The following is a 17850-nucleotide window of genomic DNA, read 5'->3' on the forward strand; positions in this document are numbered from 1 at the left end:
GGTCCAGCCGCTCTGCAGCAGGCTGCGGGTGCGCTCCATCTCCTGCTCGGCGAGCGTCTGCGTCGCGTGCCCTTACGGCTCCACCGCGAAGCGGAGGCGGCCGGTGGGTTTGAGGGTCTTGGCGTCGAAGGTGCGGATTTCGGTGGTGCCGCCGACATCCAGGGTGACGGCCAGGCGGTCGCCGGCGGTGCCGGTGGCGACGATGCGGGCGCCCTTGGGCAGCATGGCGGTGAGGTCCGGGCCTGACGCCGTGCTTCCCTCGCCGCGGAAAAGGCGGTAGCCGATGGCGACCAGAAGCACGGCGATCGCGATCGAGGTGGTCACGCCCGCGATCATCATCATGCGCCGCAGCCGCGCCATCAGCTGGGCCTGCTCGGGCGAGGACGGCTCGGGCGCAACGGTAGAGTTCATGGACATCTCGACTTCACAATCCCACGGTCTGATGACGGTCATTGTCGCCGGCGACGAAGGCTCGCCGCGGCTCGATCGCGTGCTGGCAGCCAGGCTGCCGGAGCTGTCGCGGTCGCGGCTGAAGGCGCTGATCCTGGCCGGACAGGTGTCGCTCCGCGCGGAAGCGGTGCGCGACCCCGCTTATCACGTCACAGCCGGCGACACGATCACAATCGACGTTCCGGAGGCTGTCGCGGCCGAGCCCGCGGCCGAGGCGATCCCGCTGAAAATCATCTACGAGGACGACGACATCGTCGTCATCGACAAGCCGGCCGGCCTCGTCGTGCATCCCGCGGCCGGGCACGAGACGGGAACGCTGGTCAACGCGCTGATCGCGCATTGCGGCGCCAGTCTGTCCGGGATCGGCGGGGTCAGGCGGCCGGGCATCGTGCACCGGCTGGACAAGGACACCACCGGGCTGATGGTGGTCGCCAAGAACGACCACGCGCACGCCTCGCTGAGCGCGCAGTTCGCCGATCACGGCCGCACCGGCGCGATGGAGCGCGGCTATCTCGCCTTTGCCTGGGGCGTGCCGCACCGGCCGCATGGCACCATCAACGCGGCCATCGACCGTCATCCGCATGCCCGCGACAAGATGGCGGTGCGCGCAAAAGGCCGCGAGGCCATCACCCATTACGAGGTGCAGGAGAGCTTTACCGGCCGCGACGGCAAGCCGGTGGCGTCGCTGATCGCCTGCCATCTCGAGACCGGGCGCACCCACCAGATCCGGGTGCATCTGGCCCATCTCGGACACCCGCTGATGGGAGATTCGGTCTACGGCCCGCATTTCAAGACCAAGGCGAACCAGCTCGCGCCAGGGGCGCGGGAGGCGCTCGAGGCGCTCGGGCGGCAGGCGCTGCACGCCTATCTGCTGGTCATCGAGCACCCGCGGACGGGAGAAATAATGCGCTGGGAATCGGAGCTTCCGGAGGATCTTTCTCTTTTGGGGCGCGCCCTGCGAGCGGCGCTATGACGCAGGACCTTCAGAAAAACGCAAGCATGTCAAAAACTTAATGGAGCCACACGGGGTCGTGACCCCCGGAATCCTTCCACCGGGGGGCGAAAATGGTGTATGTTGCGCCTGCGTCGAATGGTCGACGCATGGAACGTCGCAAACCGGCCGGCTTTAACCAAGCGACCGCTTTGCCTGGCCCGCCGCTATCGGGGGCCTGAACCAACTGGAGGGCGCTCGATGGCCCGTACAGCTACTCTGCCGGTTCTCAACGGAGAATCGGGACTTTCACGCTACCTCGCCGAGATCCGCAAGTTCCCGATGCTGGAACCGCAGGAGGAGTACATGCTCGCCAAGCGTTGGCGCGAGCATGACGACAGCGACGCTGCGCATAAACTCGTGACCAGCCACCTCAGGCTCGTGGCCAAGATCGCCATGGGCTATCGCGGCTACGGCCTGCCGATATCCGAAGTCGTTTCGGAAGGCAATGTCGGCCTGATGCAGGCGGTGAAAAGGTTCGAGCCCGAGAAGGGCTTCCGCCTCGCCACCTACGCCATGTGGTGGATCAAGGCGTCGATACAAGAGTACATCCTGAGATCGTGGTCGCTCGTGAAGATGGGCACGACCGCGAACCAGAAGAAGCTTTTCTTCAACCTGCGCAAGGCCAAGAGCCGGATCAACGCGCTGGATGAAGGCGATCTGCACCCGGATCAGGTCAAGCTGATCGCGAAGCGCCTCGGCGTGACCGATCAGGACGTGGTCGACATGAACCGCCGCCTCGGCGGCGACGCCTCGCTGAACGCGCCGATCCGCGACGACGGCGAAGCGGGCGAATGGCAGGACTGGCTGGTCGACAACTCGCCCAACCAGGAAGCCATCATGGCCGAGCACGAGGAGTATGACCACCGCCGGCAGGCGCTGAACGGCGCGATCGGCGTGCTCAACGCCAGGGAGCGCCGCATCTTCGAGGCGCGGCGCCTGGCCGACGAGCCGATGACGCTCGAGGACCTCGCCGCCGAGTTCGGCGTGTCGCGCGAGCGCGTCCGCCAGATCGAGGTGCGCGCGTTCGAGAAGGTGCAGTCCGCCGTGAAGGGCGCCATCGCCAAGCAGGAGGCGGCGGCCCTGGAGGCCGCGCACTAGACGCGCGGCTTGCTTGAAGGTGGTTTTTGGATGCGATCGGAGCCGGCGGAGACGCCGGCTTCTTTGTTGGTGCAGTCAGTCCGGCGCGGCGCGGGCGAGCCCGGCGAGCGCACAGCCCTCGCAGTAGCGGGCGTCCTTGTAGTCGATCCAGTTGTGCGCATAGATCCGCTCCCGCGGGATGTTGTAGCGCAGCCGGAGCAGCTTCGAGAGGATGCGCCACGCAGCGATCTGGGCCTCGGTGGGAGGCGTGGTGACGTCGGGATAGTTGCCGGCAAACTCCACGCCGATGGAATTGTCGCGCACGACCTTGCGATAGGTCGATGCGTTGTCGACATAGCGGTTGTCGTTGCGGTTGGCGCCGTCGCCATGCAGCGTCACCAGGGTTTCCGGCACCGCCCAGTACACGGTGCCGTCGGTTTCCACCCACAGGGTGACGCCGCGCCGTTTCGGGTTCTTGGCCTGCGCCAGCGCCCCCGCCCGCGCCGACCCCGCCGGCCCTTCGGTCTGGTGGACGATGATGTTGGTCCAGGGATGGGCCTGGTGCGGATCGCCCCACGGCGCCAGCCAGACGATCTTCAAACCCGGAATCTCCGGCGTGCCGGATGATCGGGCCAGCGCGGCGAGGTCCTCGGCCGAGGCCGGCGGAGGGAGAAGATTGAAAAGCAGCGCGAGCGCTGCGCGGAGGGAGAACAGGACCGGCCTCATGGCCGGTAATGATAGCACCGGCTACCCGGCGGCGGCATCCTGGCGGCGCGGCGCTGCCACCAGCGGCTCGATCTGGTCCGGGGCGAGCGCCGGTGTCTCGTGGTCAGGAGTGACGACGGCATACCGGTTCTTGCCGTCCTTCTTGGCGACATACAGCGCCTGGTCCGCCCGCGCCATCAGCCGGTCGGGGAATGCGCCGACATCCTCGCTCCATTCGGCGACGCCGATCGAGACCTCGATCGGCACCTCGGCGCCGGCACAGGCCTCCGCATCGTCGCGGCAGACCTGCAGGATGCGCCGCGCGATCATCGCGCCCTCGCGCAGCGAGGACGCCGGCAGCACGATGCAGAATTCGTCGCCGCCGGTGCGCGCCAGCATGTCGCCGGGGCGCAGCCGGGTCTGGGCCATCAGCGTGAAGTGCTGCAGGCAGGCATCGCCGGCGGCATGGCCATGGGTGTCGTTGATGATCTTGAAGCCGTCGAGGTCGATCACCAACAGCGCGAACGGCCGTCGCGAGCGCTCGGCGCGCGCGCACTCCTCGCTCAGGCGCTGCATCAGGTGACGGCGGTTGGCGACGCCGGTGAGATCGTCGAGCAGCGCGAGATCGGCGACCTCGTTGCGCAGCCGGTCCACCGCCATCAGCAGGAAGCCGAAATTGAGCGACATCGACAGGAAGATCAGCAGCAGCACCGCGGCGGCCTGGCCGCTGGTGGAGTGGCTGAAATTGAAATCGGCGCCGATGAACGCCCCGATCGACCGCGCAGCAAACACCGCGATGATCAGAACGGACAGCAGGCCGGCCAGCCGCGCTCCCGGATTGACGGGCCCGCGCCTCGCATCCAGCACCAGTCGCGCGATGATCGCCATGGGGACCGCCTGCCCGATCGAGTAGCACAGGATCCTCAGCGGGCCGTGGTCGTATACGTATTGGAAAAACGCGATCGACGCGCAGGTCATGGCGACGACGGTCAGGCTCAGCCGCCACGACGCCCTGTAGCCGTAGAAGCGCTCCACGCCCATCGCGGCGAGGCAGATCGCGAAGGTCATCAGCGAGCCGCCGGCCAGCAGCGGAACGAACGAGCCGAAATAGAACCGCGTCAGCGCGAATGCCGCCGCCGGCGCGCACATGAACGCAGATGCCGTCCAGTACCGCGCCGAATCCAGATTGGGATAGCTGCGCATCACGTAGGCCCAGATCAGGCCCAACGCGAGGAAATTGACCACGAAGGCGGTCCACAGCGTCGGAACGTTCAGCATCCCGACAGCAGGACGCCGCAGGCCCTGTCCTCGATGTTCAATAACGCCACGCTCATGAGCTACCCTGTTGTTCGCAGCAACATGGGCGCGGCGCAGTTAACGGTTCCTCAAGGGCCCAACCAAGATTGCGCCTTGGTTTTGAATCAATGAAAACACTTTTTACGATCCGCTAACCTTGTCACGACCCGAGCGCCAGCGGCGCAACTGGCCGGCCAATGCATCGAGCTGTGGATAAGCGCAACGGCGCTGGTGACGGCGTGAGGCAGAGCTTCGCGAATCTGCTGGGATCGACACCCGAGGCTGATGCATGGCTGGCGTGCGCCAGCGAAGCCTCGAAGTCGCGTTGCAATCCATCAAACTCCTGACGAGGATTCCATGGCGAAGAAGGCGAAGAAGGCCGCAAAGGCCACCAAGAAAGCTGCGAAGAAGACCAAGAAGGCTGCCAAGAAGAAGTAGTTGCAATTCCCGGGTGGGAGCGCGGCTTCCACCCGGCTCTCAGTTGGCTCGACCGCTAGCCGATTCTACTACGTCTCCACCGGTCGGCGTTTGCCACGCATCACCCTTTGAGCAACGCTGGCGACGCGAGACCTTGCCTCATCCGATATCGGGCGTGCGCTCGAGCGTCACCTCGGCCTCGCGCAGCACGTCCAGCGGCGCCCACGGCTTGCTCCAGAACTTCGTGCCGCCCGGCAGCGGCTGCGACAACGGGCGGCCAGACGTGACGACCACATTGATGTGGGGGTGACGCGCCTTGGCGACATGGGCAAGCTCGACCCCGTTCATGCGGCCCGCCAGATTGACGTCGGTCATCAGCAGCACGATGCGATGACCCGGCTTGTTCAGGACGAGTTCGGCGGCCTCCGCGCTCTCACACGCGATCACGTCGTACTCGCTCTCTTCGAGCAGCAGCGTGATCATCTCGCGCTGCGCCAGGTCGTCTTCCACGATCAGTGCGGTGGCGCGAAAAGGTTGCGACTGTCCCATGCAGGTCCTCCACGAATGTGTGCTCGTAAAGTAATGTGAGTTAAAAGCTGAACCGCCGGATGGTTCGGTTCCAATCAGAAAAAGTGGCAGAAAACCCAGCTGCAATTCAACCAGGCACGTGGAACCGGTCCATCAGGGGAGTGAAGCGACAATGACGATCATTCGAGGCGCAGCTGCCGCCGTGACAGGCGCAGCCAGCGGTATTGGCCGTGCGCTGGCGCAGGAGCTGGCGGCGCGCGGCTGCGATCTCGCACTTGCCGATCGCGATGAGGCGGGCCTCGCAAGCCTCGCCGCCGAGCTCACCGCAAGCGGCCGCAAGGTGACCACGCACCGGCTGGACGTCAGCGACGTGGCTGCAGTCACCCAGTTCGCCGCGGACGCGACCCGCGCGCATCCCGGCCTCAACATCGTCGTCAACAATGCCGGCGTGGCACTGTTCGGCAGCTTCGCCGAGATCGATCAGGCGGAGATGGACTGGCTGTTCAACATCAATTTCTGGGGCGTCGTGCACGGCACGCGCGCGTTCCTGCCGCATCTTTCGCGCCGGCGCGAAGCGCATGTCGTCAACCTGTCCTCGATCTTCGGCATCATCGCTCCGCCCGGCCAATCGGCCTACGCCGCGGCAAAGTTCGCGGTAAGGGGATTTTCCGAGAGCCTGCGCCACGAGTTCACAGCCGCCGGCAGTCCGGTGCGGCTGTCGGTCGTGCATCCCGGCGGGATCGCCACGGCGATTGCGCGCAATGCTCGCGCTGGCCACGGCATGACCGACAATGCGCGCCGCGTGCAGGCCATCGAGCGGTTCGAGCGGCTCGCCAGGACCAGCCCACGCGACGCCGCGTTGCGGATCATCCAGGGCATCGAGCGCAATGAGCCCCGCATCCTGATCGGCAGCGATGCCCGCTTCATGGATCTCCTGCAGCGGTTCATGCCGGGCACCTATTGGCGCGTGATGGCGAAGCGGCTCGAGAAGGCGGCCGCGAAGCAGGCGTGAGCCACGGGACAGGAGGCCCCGCCCCGGCTCGCGCCCGTGGCGGATACGCCGGAGCGATCGGCGTGTCGGCAACCTTGATACGTCAGCCGCCCAACGAGCGGTCAGGCCGCTCTGATATGGGCCAGGAACTGGTTGACCTCGCTGCGCAGCCGGGTCGACTGCTGCGCGAGTTCGCCGGCCGCCGACAGCACCTCGTTGGCGGCATGGCCGGTCTGCACGACGCCGGACGTGACGCCCGCGATGTTGCGCGTGACGTCCTGGGTCTTGCCGGCAACGACGTTCACACTGCCGGCGATCTCGCGGGTCGCCGCGTCCTGCTGCGCGATCGATGAGGCGATGATGGTCGAGATCTCATCGACCTCCTGGATCGTGGCGCAAATCATGCCGATGCTGTGGACGGCAGCGGCGGTTTCGGCCTGAACCGCGGCGATCTGAGCCCCGATCTCTTCCGTTGCCTTGGCCGTTTGGGTCGCCAGCGTCTTCACCTCGCTGGCGACGACGGCGAATCCCCTGCCCGACTCGCCGGCGCGCGCGGCCTCGATCGTCGCATTCAGCGCCAGCAGATTGGTCTGGCTGGCGATCTGGGTGATGAGCGCGACGACCTCGCCGATCTTGCCGGCCGCGAGGTTGAGCCGCTGCACCTTGTCGTTGGATTGCTGCCCTTCGTCCGCCGCCTTGCGAACCACGGACGACGCACGCTCGAGCGTCTTGCTGATCTCGTTCATCGAGGATGACAGCTCTTCGGCCGCCGAGGCAACGGTGTTGACATTGTCCGATGCGGAGCCGCACGCCTGCGATACCGTCAGGGCCTGCTGTTTCGACTGATCGATCGTCACCGACATCGAACGGGCGGTCGTCTCCATTTCGATGGCCGCAGCCGACACTGCGTCGACGACGCCGCGGACGCTGGCCTCGAAGCCATCGGCCACCTCCATCAGCATGCGGCGCCGGTCCTCCTCGGCACGAGCCTGGGCCTTCTCCTGCTCCGCCTGCAGATCCCTCATCCGGACGGCGTTGTCCCTGAAAATCGAAACGGCGCGTGCCATCTGTCCGACCTCGTCCTTGCGCCAGTCGGCCGGGACGCGAACGTCCAGGTTGCCGTCGGCGAGCTCGCGCATCGCACTCGTCATCTGGACGATCGGACGGGAGATGCTGCGCGCGATCAACAGCCCGGCGAGCGCGATCAGCACGAGGCCGGCCAGCGTCATCCCGATTGCCAACGCCCCGGCGCGATTGCGAGCCTGGATGAACTCGCTGTTGTCCATGACGATCTCGACGGCACCGATCGGCTTGCCGGAGAAATCCTTGATCGGGCCCAGCAACGCGACGACCGGAACACCTTTGAGCTGTCCTTGGCGCGACAGGAAGCCGCCGGCCGACGCCTCCCGATAGTCGCCGCTTGCGAAGAAGGAGGTCTCCCCGATCGTCGTCGCGAACAGCTTGAAGCCGGTGTCGCCAGCCAGGCGGAACGCGACGTCGACACTGCGGCTGCGCTTGAACTCGTCGAAGAAGTTTTGGCCAAAGGTCAGGCCGAACTCGACCGAGCCCAGATGTTTGCCGGCGGAAACGATCGGTACGACGCCGCGGAGGCCGAGGCCGGCAACGCCGCCCTCCAGCCCGACGATCGGCTTGCGGTCGGTGTTGGCGGCCACCACCGTCTTGCGGAATCCCGACAGATCGTCGCCGAACTTGGCCGGCTGGTGCACCCGCAGGAAGGACATCGCCGGCGGCGTATGAAACTGAAACTGGTCGACACCGTAATCGGCCTTCAGGCTGGCCATGCCCGCACCGAACAGCCGCATCAAGGCGTCGCGGTCGTTCTGCGCCATGGCGTCCTGGACCGCCGGGATCTTGGCGACCACCGCGCTCATCGCTTCCGCGCGGGTCGACTCCAGCTGCAGACGCGAATTGAAGGCGTCATATTGGGCGTGGAGTTCGCGCTCATTGGCGCGGTCGATGATGCCGCCGATGATCCACATGGCGACCAGCAGCACGAAGAGGGCCGTCGCTGCCGCACCGATCACCAGAGAAAGGGTGATCCGGGTTCTCAAGCCAACAAACTTCAACATGCGATCCTCGAACGTCGACTGGTGTCCGAGTATTGCAGCGCTGCAACTAATTATTCCTGAACGAGTCAGCCATTGTAGCGGACTAACAGCAAACTCTCGCGACGGGGCGGCGCGACGTTGCTAGCGAAACTCCCGTCCCCCGACTTGTTATTAACCTGCCGCAATCCCCGTTGATTGCAGCCATGCCGACATTCAACTTCGCATATCTTCGATCTCAGGCCATGACATCGCTGAATGTCGGGCTGGTCGGGACAGTACGAGCCTACGCGACAGGGCCGCCCCGCGCCCGCCAGCCGCTCATGCCGCCGGCATAGTGGCGGATATCTTGCCGCCCGGCCGACAGCGCCCGCCGCAGGGCGGTGGCCGAGCGGCCGCCGGCCTGACAGATCAGAACCACCGGCTTGTCGTGCACGAGGTTGCCCGGGTCGAAACGCGACAGCGGGTGATTGACGGCGCCCGGGATGTGGCCGCCCTTGAACTCATGCGGCTCGCGCACGTCGACGATGACGCAGCTTCGCTGCTGATGCGCCCGCACCAGCTCATCATGCTCGATCGCCGGCACGCTGGTCGACCCCGTCAACCTGCTGAACAGTCCTGATAGCATGGGAGGAACCTCTCACTGTTTGACGTAGGGGCACTCGGGCGACTCAGCCTAGCCCTGCGTCCGCTTCGCCTTGGCCTCGGACGCTTCGACCCAGAAGAAGAACGCACCTGCGCCGATCGCGAGCGCGGCGAACCAGACGCCATCCGGCACGCCGGTGATGTCGGGCAGCCGCACCTTGCCGAGCGCCCAAACATTCAGGACGTGGGCCTTCACCCAGTCGAAGCTCAGCGCGTAGAGGATCGCGCCGACGATCATGCCGAAAGCGCCGACTGCGGCATGCACGCTGCCGCTGGCGATGGCGCCGAGCGCGGTGCCCGGGCAGTAGCCGTAGACCACCATGCCGATGCCGAAAAGCGCCGCGCCGAGCGCGACCGCGAGCATGTTGGCGTCCTTGACGTAGTATTTGGTGTTGCCGGTGTCGACCAGCAGCAGCACGCCGATGCCGCCGACGACGATCGCGGTGCCCATCACCTTCAAGACGGTGAAGTCGCGCAGCCGGAACTGATTCTCGATCACGTTGCAGCTCGTGACCTTGCCCTGCTGTAACAGATAGCCGAACACGGCGCCCATCAACAGCGGGCCGGCGATGCTCATCAGCGACGTCATGGCCCTTCTCCTACGCTTTGCGGAACATGAGGCGCGACACGAAAAGGCCGGTCGCGAACATCACGGCGAGGAACAGCCAGCTCGACAGCGCCAGTTGCAGACCGCCTGAAATGCCGTGTCCGCTGGTGCAGCCGCCGGCCAGACGCGCGCCATACATGATGACGATGCCGCCGAGAAACGCAGCGACGAAGCGCTTGAACACCGACGGACCAAAGCGCTCCCTCCAGACCTCCGGCACCAGCTCGAGGCGCCACGTGCCGGAGATGACCGCCGACAGGAATGCGCCGAGCGGAATGCCGACCAGAAACCAGACGCCATAGTCCCATTTCAGCGGCATCGACTTCCAATAGCTGTTGGCGGCGACGGCGTCGGATCCGATCACCGGCGCGGCGAACAGCGCCGCGATGCGCGAGAACGCCGTCGTCACGCCGAGCGGGTCGCCGAACCCGGCAAAGGCCACCCAGCTGAGGATGCCGATGCCGGCGCCGACCAGATAAGGCGACCAGTCGATCCCCCGGGACGTGCCCAGATCCTTGACCATGACGTCGTTCATCATTGCCACGACGGGTCCTCCTGCTGACGCGGCCCAGCGCCGCGACCGACGTACGCCACTATATGCATATATTCGAATTTATGCAATTATAATTCAGCGGGTGCCGATAGGTGACGATGCCGATAGGTGAAGAGGCGGGGCTCTGCGGCAGCGTGACGGTGAGGAAACAGCGGCACTGACGACTTCGGGAACGGCAGCCCCGCGCAAGCCGCGGCGGAGCTTGATCCGCCGCGGCCCCACGCGCTCTATTCATGTCGGCGCGGGCCTCGCAAGCCCATCGTCACCACGCGACTCGGTCGCGCGGCTCGCCGCGGCCGCAGGGAGAAGTCCTCGAGAATGGGCTCGCAAGCCAACGCAGAAGCGATGGCCGGCGAGAGGTGGCCGGGCCTGCGCACCTGTCCAGCACTCCCGACGCGGGCCGGCGAATGGCGGCGAGATCGGATCTCTGCGGCTCGGTCGCTGCGAGCTCCTAGGCGGCTCTCACGCCGGCGATGAACTTCTTCACTTCCATGCTCAGTCTGGCGCTGTCGTCGGCCAGCGATTTCGCAGCGGACAGCACCTGGGACGCGGCGGTTCCGGTATCGACGGCGCCGCGCTGCACGTCCGCAACGTTGGCCGAGACCTGCTGCGTTCCCGCCGCCGCGTGCTGGACGTTGCGCGAGATCTCCTGCGTCGCGGCGCCCTGCTGCTCCACGGCCGATGCGATCGTCGACGAGATCTCCTGCAATTTCTCGATGGTGATGCTGATGTCGCGGATGGCACCGACCGATTGCTGGGTGGCGGACTGGATGCCGGAGATCTGCTGGCCGATCTCGCCCGTGGCCTTCGCCGTCTGCTCGGCCAGCGCCTTGACCTCGGATGCGACCACCGCAAATCCGCGGCCGGCCTCGCCGGCGCGTGCGGCCTCGATCGTTGCATTCAGCGCGAGCAGATTGGTCTGTCCGGCAATCGTATTGATCAGCTCGACGACGTCGCCGATGCGGGCAGCGGACTTCGAAAGCTCGCTGACCTGTTCATTGGTCTTGCGGGCCTGTGCCACCGCCTCATTGGCCATCCGGGCCGAATCCTGGACTTGCCTGCTGATCTCGTTGACGGACGCGGAGAGCTCCTCGGTCGCAGATGCCACCGACTGCACATTGGTGCAGGCTTCCTCGGAAGCCGCGGTGACGGACGTGGCCAGGTTCTGGGCGCGGCTCGCCGTGTTGCTGAGCCCGCCGGCGTGACCCTCCAGAGTACTCGATGCCGTGGACACGGTGTCGACGATCTCGCCGACCACGGCCTCGAAGCGGCCGGTGATCTCGTCGAGCCGCCGGCTGCGTTCCAGTTTCACCTCCGCCTCTTTCGAAGCGATGTCGTCGGCCTGCTTCTTCGCAATCAGGGCGGTCTTGAAGACCTCCAGGGCGTCGGCCATCATGCCTACTTCGGTCTTCTGGCCGCGATAGGGGATCTCCATCGCCAGATTGCCCTCACCAAGCGCCTGCATCGGCCTGATGATGGAAGCGATGCACCGGGAAATGTCGCGAACGAACCAGCTTCCGATGCCGATGCCGGCGAGAACGGCAAGGACGATGACCGTCGACATCAATTCAAACGCCTCCGCATAGCCATCCGCGGCGATCCTGGTTTCGGCGTCGGCGCCACGATTGTTGAGGTCAATCAGCTTTCGAAGAAACTCGTCCGACTGATTGGCGACGCTCCGGACCGTCTTGTTGAACAGATCGCTCGCCTGCTTGGTCGTATTGCCGTTCCCTGCGCGCAGCACCTCGAGCACACCATCGGCAGCCTTGACGTATTGCTCCCAGCCCCGCGACCAGCTCTCGAACAGGCTGCGCTCCTCGGCCGACGAGATCATCGCCTCATAGGAGCGGCGCGCCGTCGCGATGACGACGAGCGTTGCCTTCATGTTGCGGTCGAGATTGTCCTTCTCCTCAGTCGTATCAGCCGTCATGTAGGCCCGGAGCTGCGCCCGATTGAGGTTGATCGCCGAACGCAACTCGCCGAGCACTCGCACGCTTGGCAGCCAGTTCTTGGCGATCATTTCGGTATGCGTATTGATTGTCTGCATGCCGCGGACGGCCAGCAATCCGACGATGGACATCGCCACCAGCAGCAGCGCAATGACGGCCGCCATCTTTGCTCGAATGGAGAGTTGCGACATCTCGCGTGCCTTTCGTCGTCCCAGCGATTCGTATCGGTCCGCCGCATGATTGCGCCGTCCCCCGCGCGACGGTAACACCCGACCTTCGCAAATTGGTTAACATGCGGGATCTCCAGAATGGGATCTACCAACGTGATGTTCGGGCGTGATGGTCCGAATGCCGTGTTCGGCGCGCATCTCCTGTAGCCAACCGCGGACTACGCGATCTGCGCGCCGGCGTGACGACGCAAAGACGCGTGTCTTCAGGTTCGATCCGATCTGATCAGACAGCATTTTTCGTCAGAGGCTGGAAGTGCGCCGACACGCCAGGCATCGACGAGCCTGTGACCGGAGATTCATGAATGCTGCTCTTTGACGCTGCATTTGCAATGCCGCTCGGCAGAGGCAGGCTCGCTTCCGCAGGATGCCTCAAGAAGGCATGGCGGAGGGCGACTGAACCGGGCTCTGCGCCGGCTTGGTGGCGAACAGCCAGCGGTCGACGACAAAATCGGTGACGGCCGCACCCAACCACATGCCACCGAGCACGATCCACGCTGTGAGCGCGAACACCGATGCCCCGGTCACGCCGGCGCCAACGGCGCAGCCGCCCGCCAGCATCGCGCCGAATCCCATCAGGACGGCGCCGATCATGTAACGGCGCATGCCGCGCCCATCCGAGAAGCCTTCGAGATTGAGTTCGCGCGCCAGCGCGGCCGCAACGAACGAGCCGATGAACACACCCGGAATGATGCCGAGATCGAAGCCCGGCTTCAGTTGCGGGCTGGCGAGCACCTGCATCAGCAGCTCCGCCGAAGGACCGCTGAATGTCAGGCTCTTCAGCGGCACCGGCGAGAACGAGGCCTGGCCGAGCTGATAGGTGAGGAGCCAGCCCCCGGCGACCGCCGCGCCCGCGGCCACCGCCGAGCGCAGGATCTTCGGGCCAACCTGAAACTTCGACACGGCGGCGAGCCCGGCCAGGAACCACAGCATGCCGAAGCCGAGCTTCTCGGGCGTACCGCCGCCGAACAGGCTCATGATGTCGCGCGACGGTCCGCCGTCGACGAGCCAAAGATTGGTGAGCCACTCGCGTGCCGGCGCGAGCAGGCCGCGATAGGCGGACTGCGCCGTCACCGCGAAGATGAGGCCGGACAGCAGCGCCCGCAGATTGCCGTTGGCCGAGAGCACCAGCAGACGGCTGGCACAGCCTCTCGCCAGGATCATGCCGCAGCCGAACAGCGTGCCGCCGATCATCGCGCCGGAAATGCTGCCCTGCTGCGCCAGCTGGCGCGCTTCGGAGACGTCGAGCAGGCCCATTGCCACCAGCGCCTGGGTGCCCAGCAGCGCCGAGGCGAAGGTGAGGAGCCACACCGCCAGCCGCGGACCGCCCTGCCCGCGCGCGAACTCGATCGTGGCCGCCCGGAGGCAGAAGCGGCTGCGCTGGGCGAAGAAGCCGAACGCGCCGCCGGCCGCGAGCCCGCACAGCAGCGACACCAGCTCCTCACCCAGAAGGTCGATCAATGCGGTGAGCACAGGCGCTCCCGTCGTTCAGGCCGGCCGCTCAACCTGCCGGGCGGCATCGGCAAGGACGCATGTGCCCGTCACGGGCGCAGGTAGGCGTATCCACTCTGCTGCAGCTCGGTGAGGCGCACGACGCCGCCCTTCTCCGCCACCGCAAAGCCCGGCAAGAGATCGTCGAGCTTCACGCCCTGCGCCTTCATGGTGTTCGCACAGGCCTCGAAGCCGACGCCGGCCTTCATGAGGCGCTCGGCCAGAGCCGAGATGGTCTGGTCGGCCGAAATCGCATGAAAGGCCCGCAAGCCCGGACCGTGGATCACCAGGCGAATGTCTGCGCGTCCAGGTCCTCCGGTGCCATCGACGTGGTTCTGGAGGTTGCCGAGAACGAACAGGGCGCGGTCCTGATCGGCGAGATGATAGGCGACGCGCTGGCGCGGAGATTCCGTCGCCGCGCGTGCGCTGCTGACACCGAAGATTCCAAACAGGCTGGCAAGACCAGCTTGCATCAAAGATCGACGTTCCATGGTGGCTCCTAGCGCGCGGCTGCAATGAATCCTGCGATGCGATCAGCGGCATCCTCGGCGGCGAGATCGCGAAAGAAGTGATCTGCGTCGTCAATCGTCTCCAGTCGGACACGGCTGCCGGCGCGTGAGGCCAGCGGCGCGAACGACGCTGCCACGTCCGGCACCGTCTTGTCTTGCGCTGCCGCAAGCACCAGAACCGGCAGGCTCAGATCGGCGATCAGCGCCGCCGTATCCTGGCGCCGGTCGGCGCGATAGAATGCTGCGAATGCGCGCGCCGTCACCTTGGCATCGCGGCAATAGATGAAGCCCGGCACCGACATCCAATCACCGCCGCGCCCGGCGGCGATCGCAGCCTCGGCCTTGTCGAGCAGCGGCGCCAATCGCTGGCCGTAGCTCTCCGCATAGGCGTCTCTCAAGCCGGTCTCGATGCTCGCCGTCGCCGGCGCCAGGAGGATCGCACCGTCGACCGCGGCCTTGGGATTGGCGGCTAGATAGCGCGCGACCTGATTGGCGCCGCGCGAATGTCCGAGGACGAAGACGTGCGACGACGTCTTGCGCGCTTCGCTCAGCCAGGCGGTGATCTCCACGACCGCATCGTCCGTCACATAGTCATGGGGTTTGGCACAATCGTACATGCCGGTGCGGCGATCGAGACCGAGCACGAGATTGTGCGCGAGCGAGGCGATGCCCCGCTCGGCCAACGCCTTGGACAGGCCCTGGATGGTCTCCATGTCCTTGTGCGCGAGCGTGCCGTGCGTCATCAGCACCAGCGGCACATCCGGTCCAGACTGCGCCGGCAGTCGGAGCGTGCCGAGCGCCGTACGCCCGCCGATCGTGAGTTCGCGCGGCTCCTCGGCCGCGAATGCGATCGACGCAATGAACGAGACGACAAGAGCGAGCCACCACCGCATCGCAAATTCCTCAGGGACGCACGATCGTCCAGTTCTTCTCGGACAGCTCCAGCAGGGTCGCGACCCCGGTCTTGACGACCGTGACACCATCGAGCAGAGGCGGCCGCCGTCCCTCCTTGCTCGCGAGCGTCTCCAAGGTATTGCCGCAGGCGATGAAGCTCACATTGGGCATCGACTTGGCGAAGCCGAGCACCCGCTCCTTCACCGGCGAGCGGTCGGCCAGCAGCATGTCGAGGCCGCCATTGAACGCGACGATCACGATCTCGACCTCCGCGCCCTCGCCCGAATAGTGGCGGGAGACATTCGCGGCGACGTCGAGCACCGCGCGCATCTTGGCCGGATCCTCGTCGCTGATCTGCAACGCGAGCCTATGTGGCTCGGCTGCAGCGGCGATGGATGCAACCCCGCTTCCGGCCAGGGCGACGGATGCGGCCGCCAACAGCATCTCGCGGCGGCTGCATCCGGCAATCCTCACTCGACGCCTCGCGGCTTGCCGTCCTTTTCTTCCGGCGTGACGTCGACCGCCGTCGCGCGTCCGGTGATCTTGACCGGCGCGATGCAGTTCTTCATGCAGGGATCCTTCTGCCAGAACGCCTTCTCGCTCGTGGCCCGGTCATCCATGATGAACCCGCCCTCGTTCGGCATCTTGATCGTGGCGAGATTGCTGTTGCTCAGCTCGAAGTTCTGATCGGTGATCACGTCGTTCAGATAGAGCACATAGGCGACCAGCGCATAGTACTCGTCGACCTTCAGCGACTGCGGGCTGCCGAACGGCATCGCGTGGCGGACGTAGTCGAACAGCGTCGAGGCATAGGGCCAGTAGGAGCCGACCGTCTTGACCGGATTGTCTGATGTCAGCGATCCCTTGCCGCCGGCAAGCACCGGCCAGCGGCCGGCGCCCTCGCCGAATTCGCCATGGCAACTGGCGCAATTGTCCATGAACAGCTTCTCGCCCTGGGCGACGGTGCCCTTGCCGACGGGCAGCCCCTGTCCGTCCGGACGCACATCGATGTCCCAGCCGCGGATCTCCTCGGCGCTCGGCGCGCGGCCGATGTTGAAGCGCTGCGGCGCCTTTACATCAATCTTGGCCTCAGTCTTCTCGCCCGGGCCGCCGGCGAATGCCACCGAGCCCGCAAGGGTTGCGAGCGCTGCGGCGGCAATGATGAGCTTAGGCGACCTCGACATTCTCGACCTCACCGTTTGCCTGCACGTGCCAGGTCTGGATGCCATTGTTGTGATAGATGGAATTGTAGCCGCGCACCTTGCGCAGTTCGGCCTTGGACGGCTGGACGTAGCCGGTCTCGTCCTGGACCCGCGACTGCAAGAGCAGCGGCCCGCCGTTCCAGTCGAACTCGTAGTAGAAGCGCGTCAGCGCCTTGTCGAGCACCGGGCCGTCGATCCGCGCCGGCCACCAGTTGCGGCCGCCATCGAGCGAGACGTCGACGCGCTTGACCTTGCCGTTGCCCGACCACGCCAGGCCCGACACGATCGTAAAGCCCTTGCCATGCTTGATCGGCGCCTGCGGGCTCGGGCTCGTGATCACCGACTTCGCATCCATCGCCCAGGTGAAGCGTCGCGCCTTGCCGTTCGGCAAAAGATCCGTGTACTTCGAGGTCTCCTCGCGGGTGTGCCAGGGCTGGTCGCCGACCTTGATGCGGCGCAGCCATTTGACCCAGAGATTGCCCTGCCATCCGGGTACGACCAGGCGCATCGGATAGCCCTGCTCGGGATACAGCGCCTCGCCGTTCATCTTGTAGGCGATGATGCAGTCGTCGAGCGCCTTCTCGATCGGCAGGCTGCGATCCATCGACGCGGAGTCGGCGCCCTCCACCAGCAGCCATTTGCCGTTGGTCTTGACGCCGGCCTCTTCGAGCAGGGTGCGCAGCGAGACGCCGGTATATTGCACGCAGTGGATCATGCCATGCGTGAACTGGCAGCCATTGAGCTGGGCGCCGCGCCACTCCATGCCGGAGTTGGCAGCGCATTCCATGAAGTGGATGCGGTTGACGCGCGGATAGCGCTTGAGCTCGTCGAGCGACAGCAGCAGCGGCCGCTCGACCAGGCCGTGGATCATCAGCCGGTGATCGGCCGGATCCACGTCGGCCACGCCGCCGTGATGGCGTTCGAAGCACAGTCCGTTCGGCGTGATGATGCCTTCCAGCTCGTGCAGCGGCGTGAAGCTGACCGAGGATTCGCGCGAAGCCGTCAGCCATTCGACGTCGCGGCGGACGACGTCCTTCTCGAACTTCGACGGCTTGCCGTAGGGCCGGACGGCGACGCCCTCGCCGAGGGTGCGCGTCCATTCCGGCACGTTCGGCGGCTGGTTGGCGGGATTGCCGGCGCCGGCTCGCGCCTGCGAGGCCAGCGCGGTGGCGGCGAGACCACCGGCCGCAGTCAGGAAACCACGACGCGAGGCGCGTGGGGCTGAGGGAAGTGATTTGTCCTTGGACAT

Annotated in this window: 18 protein-coding genes; 3 read left to right on the top strand and 15 right to left on the bottom strand. The window is 65.8% G+C overall.

Translation table 11 applies throughout. The annotated features are described in order from the left end of the window. Positions 1-72 precede the first annotated feature (72 nt). Entirely contained in the window at positions 73-411 is a 339-nt protein-coding gene (locus QX010_RS32105) for a hypothetical protein (RefSeq protein WP_316183578.1), read from the bottom strand. A gap of 31 nt (positions 412-442) precedes the next feature. On the opposite strand from QX010_RS32105, the gene QX010_RS32110 reads away from it, so the two are divergent. Further along, positions 443-1423 carry an RluA family pseudouridine synthase gene (locus QX010_RS32110; RefSeq protein ID WP_316183599.1) on the top strand — a complete coding sequence of 327 codons (981 nt, stop codon included), beginning with the start codon at positions 443-445 and terminating at the stop codon, positions 1421-1423. Between the two features lie 219 nt (positions 1424-1642). After that, entirely contained in the window at positions 1643-2542 is a 900-nt protein-coding gene (gene rpoH / locus QX010_RS32115) for an RNA polymerase sigma factor RpoH (protein ID WP_315805519.1), read from the top strand. Between the two features lie 75 nt (positions 2543-2617). Here rpoH and QX010_RS32120 read toward each other — a convergent pair whose 3' ends face one another. The 3 genes from QX010_RS32120 to QX010_RS32130 all read right to left on the bottom strand — a co-directional run bounded on the left by QX010_RS32120 (position 2618) and on the right by QX010_RS32130 (position 5488). Then, the gene (locus QX010_RS32120) at positions 2618-3247 is read right to left on the bottom strand and encodes a peptidoglycan recognition family protein (RefSeq protein WP_316183579.1); all 630 of its coding nucleotides are present in this window, start codon (positions 3245-3247) and stop codon (positions 2618-2620) included. A gap of 21 nt (positions 3248-3268) precedes the next feature. Further along, complete coding sequence (locus QX010_RS32125; RefSeq protein WP_316183580.1) at positions 3269-4504, bottom strand: GGDEF domain-containing protein; 1236 nt, start codon at positions 4502-4504, stop codon at positions 3269-3271. Between the two features lie 594 nt (positions 4505-5098). Continuing rightward, complete coding sequence (locus QX010_RS32130; protein ID WP_315805471.1) at positions 5099-5488, bottom strand: response regulator; 390 nt, start codon at positions 5486-5488, stop codon at positions 5099-5101. Between the two features lie 151 nt (positions 5489-5639). Between QX010_RS32130 and QX010_RS32135 the strand changes: the two genes are divergently transcribed. After that, positions 5640-6479 (top strand): SDR family NAD(P)-dependent oxidoreductase, encoded by an 840-nt coding sequence (locus QX010_RS32135; RefSeq protein WP_316183581.1) that lies wholly within the window; start codon positions 5640-5642, stop codon positions 6477-6479. 101 nt (positions 6480-6580) lie between these two features. Here QX010_RS32135 and QX010_RS32140 read toward each other — a convergent pair whose 3' ends face one another. The 11 genes from QX010_RS32140 to soxC all read right to left on the bottom strand — a co-directional run bounded on the left by QX010_RS32140 (position 6581) and on the right by soxC (position 17850). Next, complete coding sequence (locus QX010_RS32140; protein WP_316183582.1) at positions 6581-8548, bottom strand: methyl-accepting chemotaxis protein; 1968 nt, start codon at positions 8546-8548, stop codon at positions 6581-6583. Positions 8549-8810: 262 nt separating this feature from the next. After that, positions 8811-9152 (bottom strand): rhodanese-like domain-containing protein, encoded by a 342-nt coding sequence (locus QX010_RS32145; protein WP_315805474.1) that lies wholly within the window; start codon positions 9150-9152, stop codon positions 8811-8813. 48 nt (positions 9153-9200) lie between these two features. After that, positions 9201-9758, bottom strand: a complete 558-nt coding sequence (locus QX010_RS32150; RefSeq protein ID WP_315805475.1) for a YeeE/YedE thiosulfate transporter family protein — start codon at positions 9756-9758, stop codon at positions 9201-9203. Positions 9759-9768: 10 nt separating this feature from the next. Further along, complete coding sequence (locus QX010_RS32155; protein WP_315805520.1) at positions 9769-10311, bottom strand: YeeE/YedE thiosulfate transporter family protein; 543 nt, start codon at positions 10309-10311, stop codon at positions 9769-9771. 469 nt (positions 10312-10780) lie between these two features. Beyond that, positions 10781-12469 (bottom strand): methyl-accepting chemotaxis protein, encoded by a 1689-nt coding sequence (locus QX010_RS32160; protein WP_316183583.1) that lies wholly within the window; start codon positions 12467-12469, stop codon positions 10781-10783. Between the two features lie 408 nt (positions 12470-12877). Continuing rightward, positions 12878-13978 (bottom strand): YeeE/YedE family protein, encoded by a 1101-nt coding sequence (locus tag QX010_RS32165; RefSeq protein ID WP_315805477.1) that lies wholly within the window; start codon positions 13976-13978, stop codon positions 12878-12880. Positions 13979-14046: 68 nt separating this feature from the next. After that, positions 14047-14487, bottom strand: coding sequence for a DsrE family protein (locus tag QX010_RS32170; protein WP_409997992.1), 441 nt, complete (start codon positions 14485-14487; stop codon positions 14047-14049). Between the two features lie 8 nt (positions 14488-14495). Continuing rightward, entirely contained in the window at positions 14496-15398 is a 903-nt protein-coding gene (locus QX010_RS32175) for an alpha/beta hydrolase (RefSeq protein WP_316183584.1), read from the bottom strand. Positions 15399-15408: 10 nt separating this feature from the next. Further along, positions 15409-15843, bottom strand: coding sequence for a hypothetical protein (locus QX010_RS32180; protein ID WP_315805522.1), 435 nt, complete (start codon positions 15841-15843; stop codon positions 15409-15411). Between the two features lie 26 nt (positions 15844-15869). Continuing rightward, positions 15870-16628: a cytochrome c gene (locus tag QX010_RS32185; RefSeq protein ID WP_315805479.1), complete on the bottom strand. Its 759-nt coding sequence runs from the start codon at positions 16626-16628 to the stop codon at positions 15870-15872. Then, a complete protein-coding gene (gene soxC, locus QX010_RS32190) occupies positions 16567-17850 on the bottom strand; it encodes a sulfite dehydrogenase (protein ID WP_316183585.1) in 1284 nt (427 codons plus the stop codon). The genes QX010_RS32185 and soxC overlap by 62 nt, the downstream gene beginning before the upstream one ends.

Origin of the sequence: Bradyrhizobium sp. SZCCHNRI1009 (genome assembly GCF_032487575.1) — a bacterium.
GTDB lineage: Bacteria > Pseudomonadota > Alphaproteobacteria > Rhizobiales > Xanthobacteraceae > Bradyrhizobium.

Bases quoted from the DNA above. Each gene is read 5' to 3' on its own strand.
- QX010_RS32105 (WP_316183578.1), bottom strand. From the start codon at position 411: ATGAACTCTACCGTTGCGCCCGAGCCGTCCTCGCCCGAGCAGGCCCAG.
- QX010_RS32110 (WP_316183599.1), top strand. From the start codon at position 443: ATGACGGTCATTGTCGCCGGCGACGAAGGCTCGCCGCGGCTCGATCGC.
- rpoH (WP_315805519.1), top strand. From the start codon at position 1,643: ATGGCCCGTACAGCTACTCTGCCGGTTCTCAACGGAGAATCGGGACTT.
- QX010_RS32120 (WP_316183579.1), bottom strand. From the start codon at position 3,247: ATGAGGCCGGTCCTGTTCTCCCTCCGCGCAGCGCTCGCGCTGCTTTTC.
- QX010_RS32125 (WP_316183580.1), bottom strand. From the start codon at position 4,504: ATGCTGAACGTTCCGACGCTGTGGACCGCCTTCGTGGTCAATTTCCTC.
- QX010_RS32130 (WP_315805471.1), bottom strand. From the start codon at position 5,488: ATGGGACAGTCGCAACCTTTTCGCGCCACCGCACTGATCGTGGAAGAC.
- QX010_RS32135 (WP_316183581.1), top strand. From the start codon at position 5,640: ATGACGATCATTCGAGGCGCAGCTGCCGCCGTGACAGGCGCAGCCAGC.
- QX010_RS32140 (WP_316183582.1), bottom strand. From the start codon at position 8,548: ATGTTGAAGTTTGTTGGCTTGAGAACCCGGATCACCCTTTCTCTGGTG.
- QX010_RS32145 (WP_315805474.1), bottom strand. From the start codon at position 9,152: ATGCTATCAGGACTGTTCAGCAGGTTGACGGGGTCGACCAGCGTGCCG.
- QX010_RS32150 (WP_315805475.1), bottom strand. From the start codon at position 9,758: ATGACGTCGCTGATGAGCATCGCCGGCCCGCTGTTGATGGGCGCCGTG.
- QX010_RS32155 (WP_315805520.1), bottom strand. From the start codon at position 10,311: ATGAACGACGTCATGGTCAAGGATCTGGGCACGTCCCGGGGGATCGAC.
- QX010_RS32160 (WP_316183583.1), bottom strand. From the start codon at position 12,469: ATGTCGCAACTCTCCATTCGAGCAAAGATGGCGGCCGTCATTGCGCTG.
- QX010_RS32170 (WP_409997992.1), bottom strand. From the start codon at position 14,487: ATGGAACGTCGATCTTTGATGCAAGCTGGTCTTGCCAGCCTGTTTGGA.
- QX010_RS32175 (WP_316183584.1), bottom strand. From the start codon at position 15,398: ATGCGGTGGTGGCTCGCTCTTGTCGTCTCGTTCATTGCGTCGATCGCA.
- QX010_RS32180 (WP_315805522.1), bottom strand. From the start codon at position 15,843: ATGCTGTTGGCGGCCGCATCCGTCGCCCTGGCCGGAAGCGGGGTTGCA.
- QX010_RS32185 (WP_315805479.1), bottom strand. From the start codon at position 16,628: ATGGCATCCAGACCTGGCACGTGCAGGCAAACGGTGAGGTCGAGAATG.
- soxC (WP_316183585.1), bottom strand. From the start codon at position 17,850: ATGTCCAAGGACAAATCACTTCCCTCAGCCCCACGCGCCTCGCGTCGT.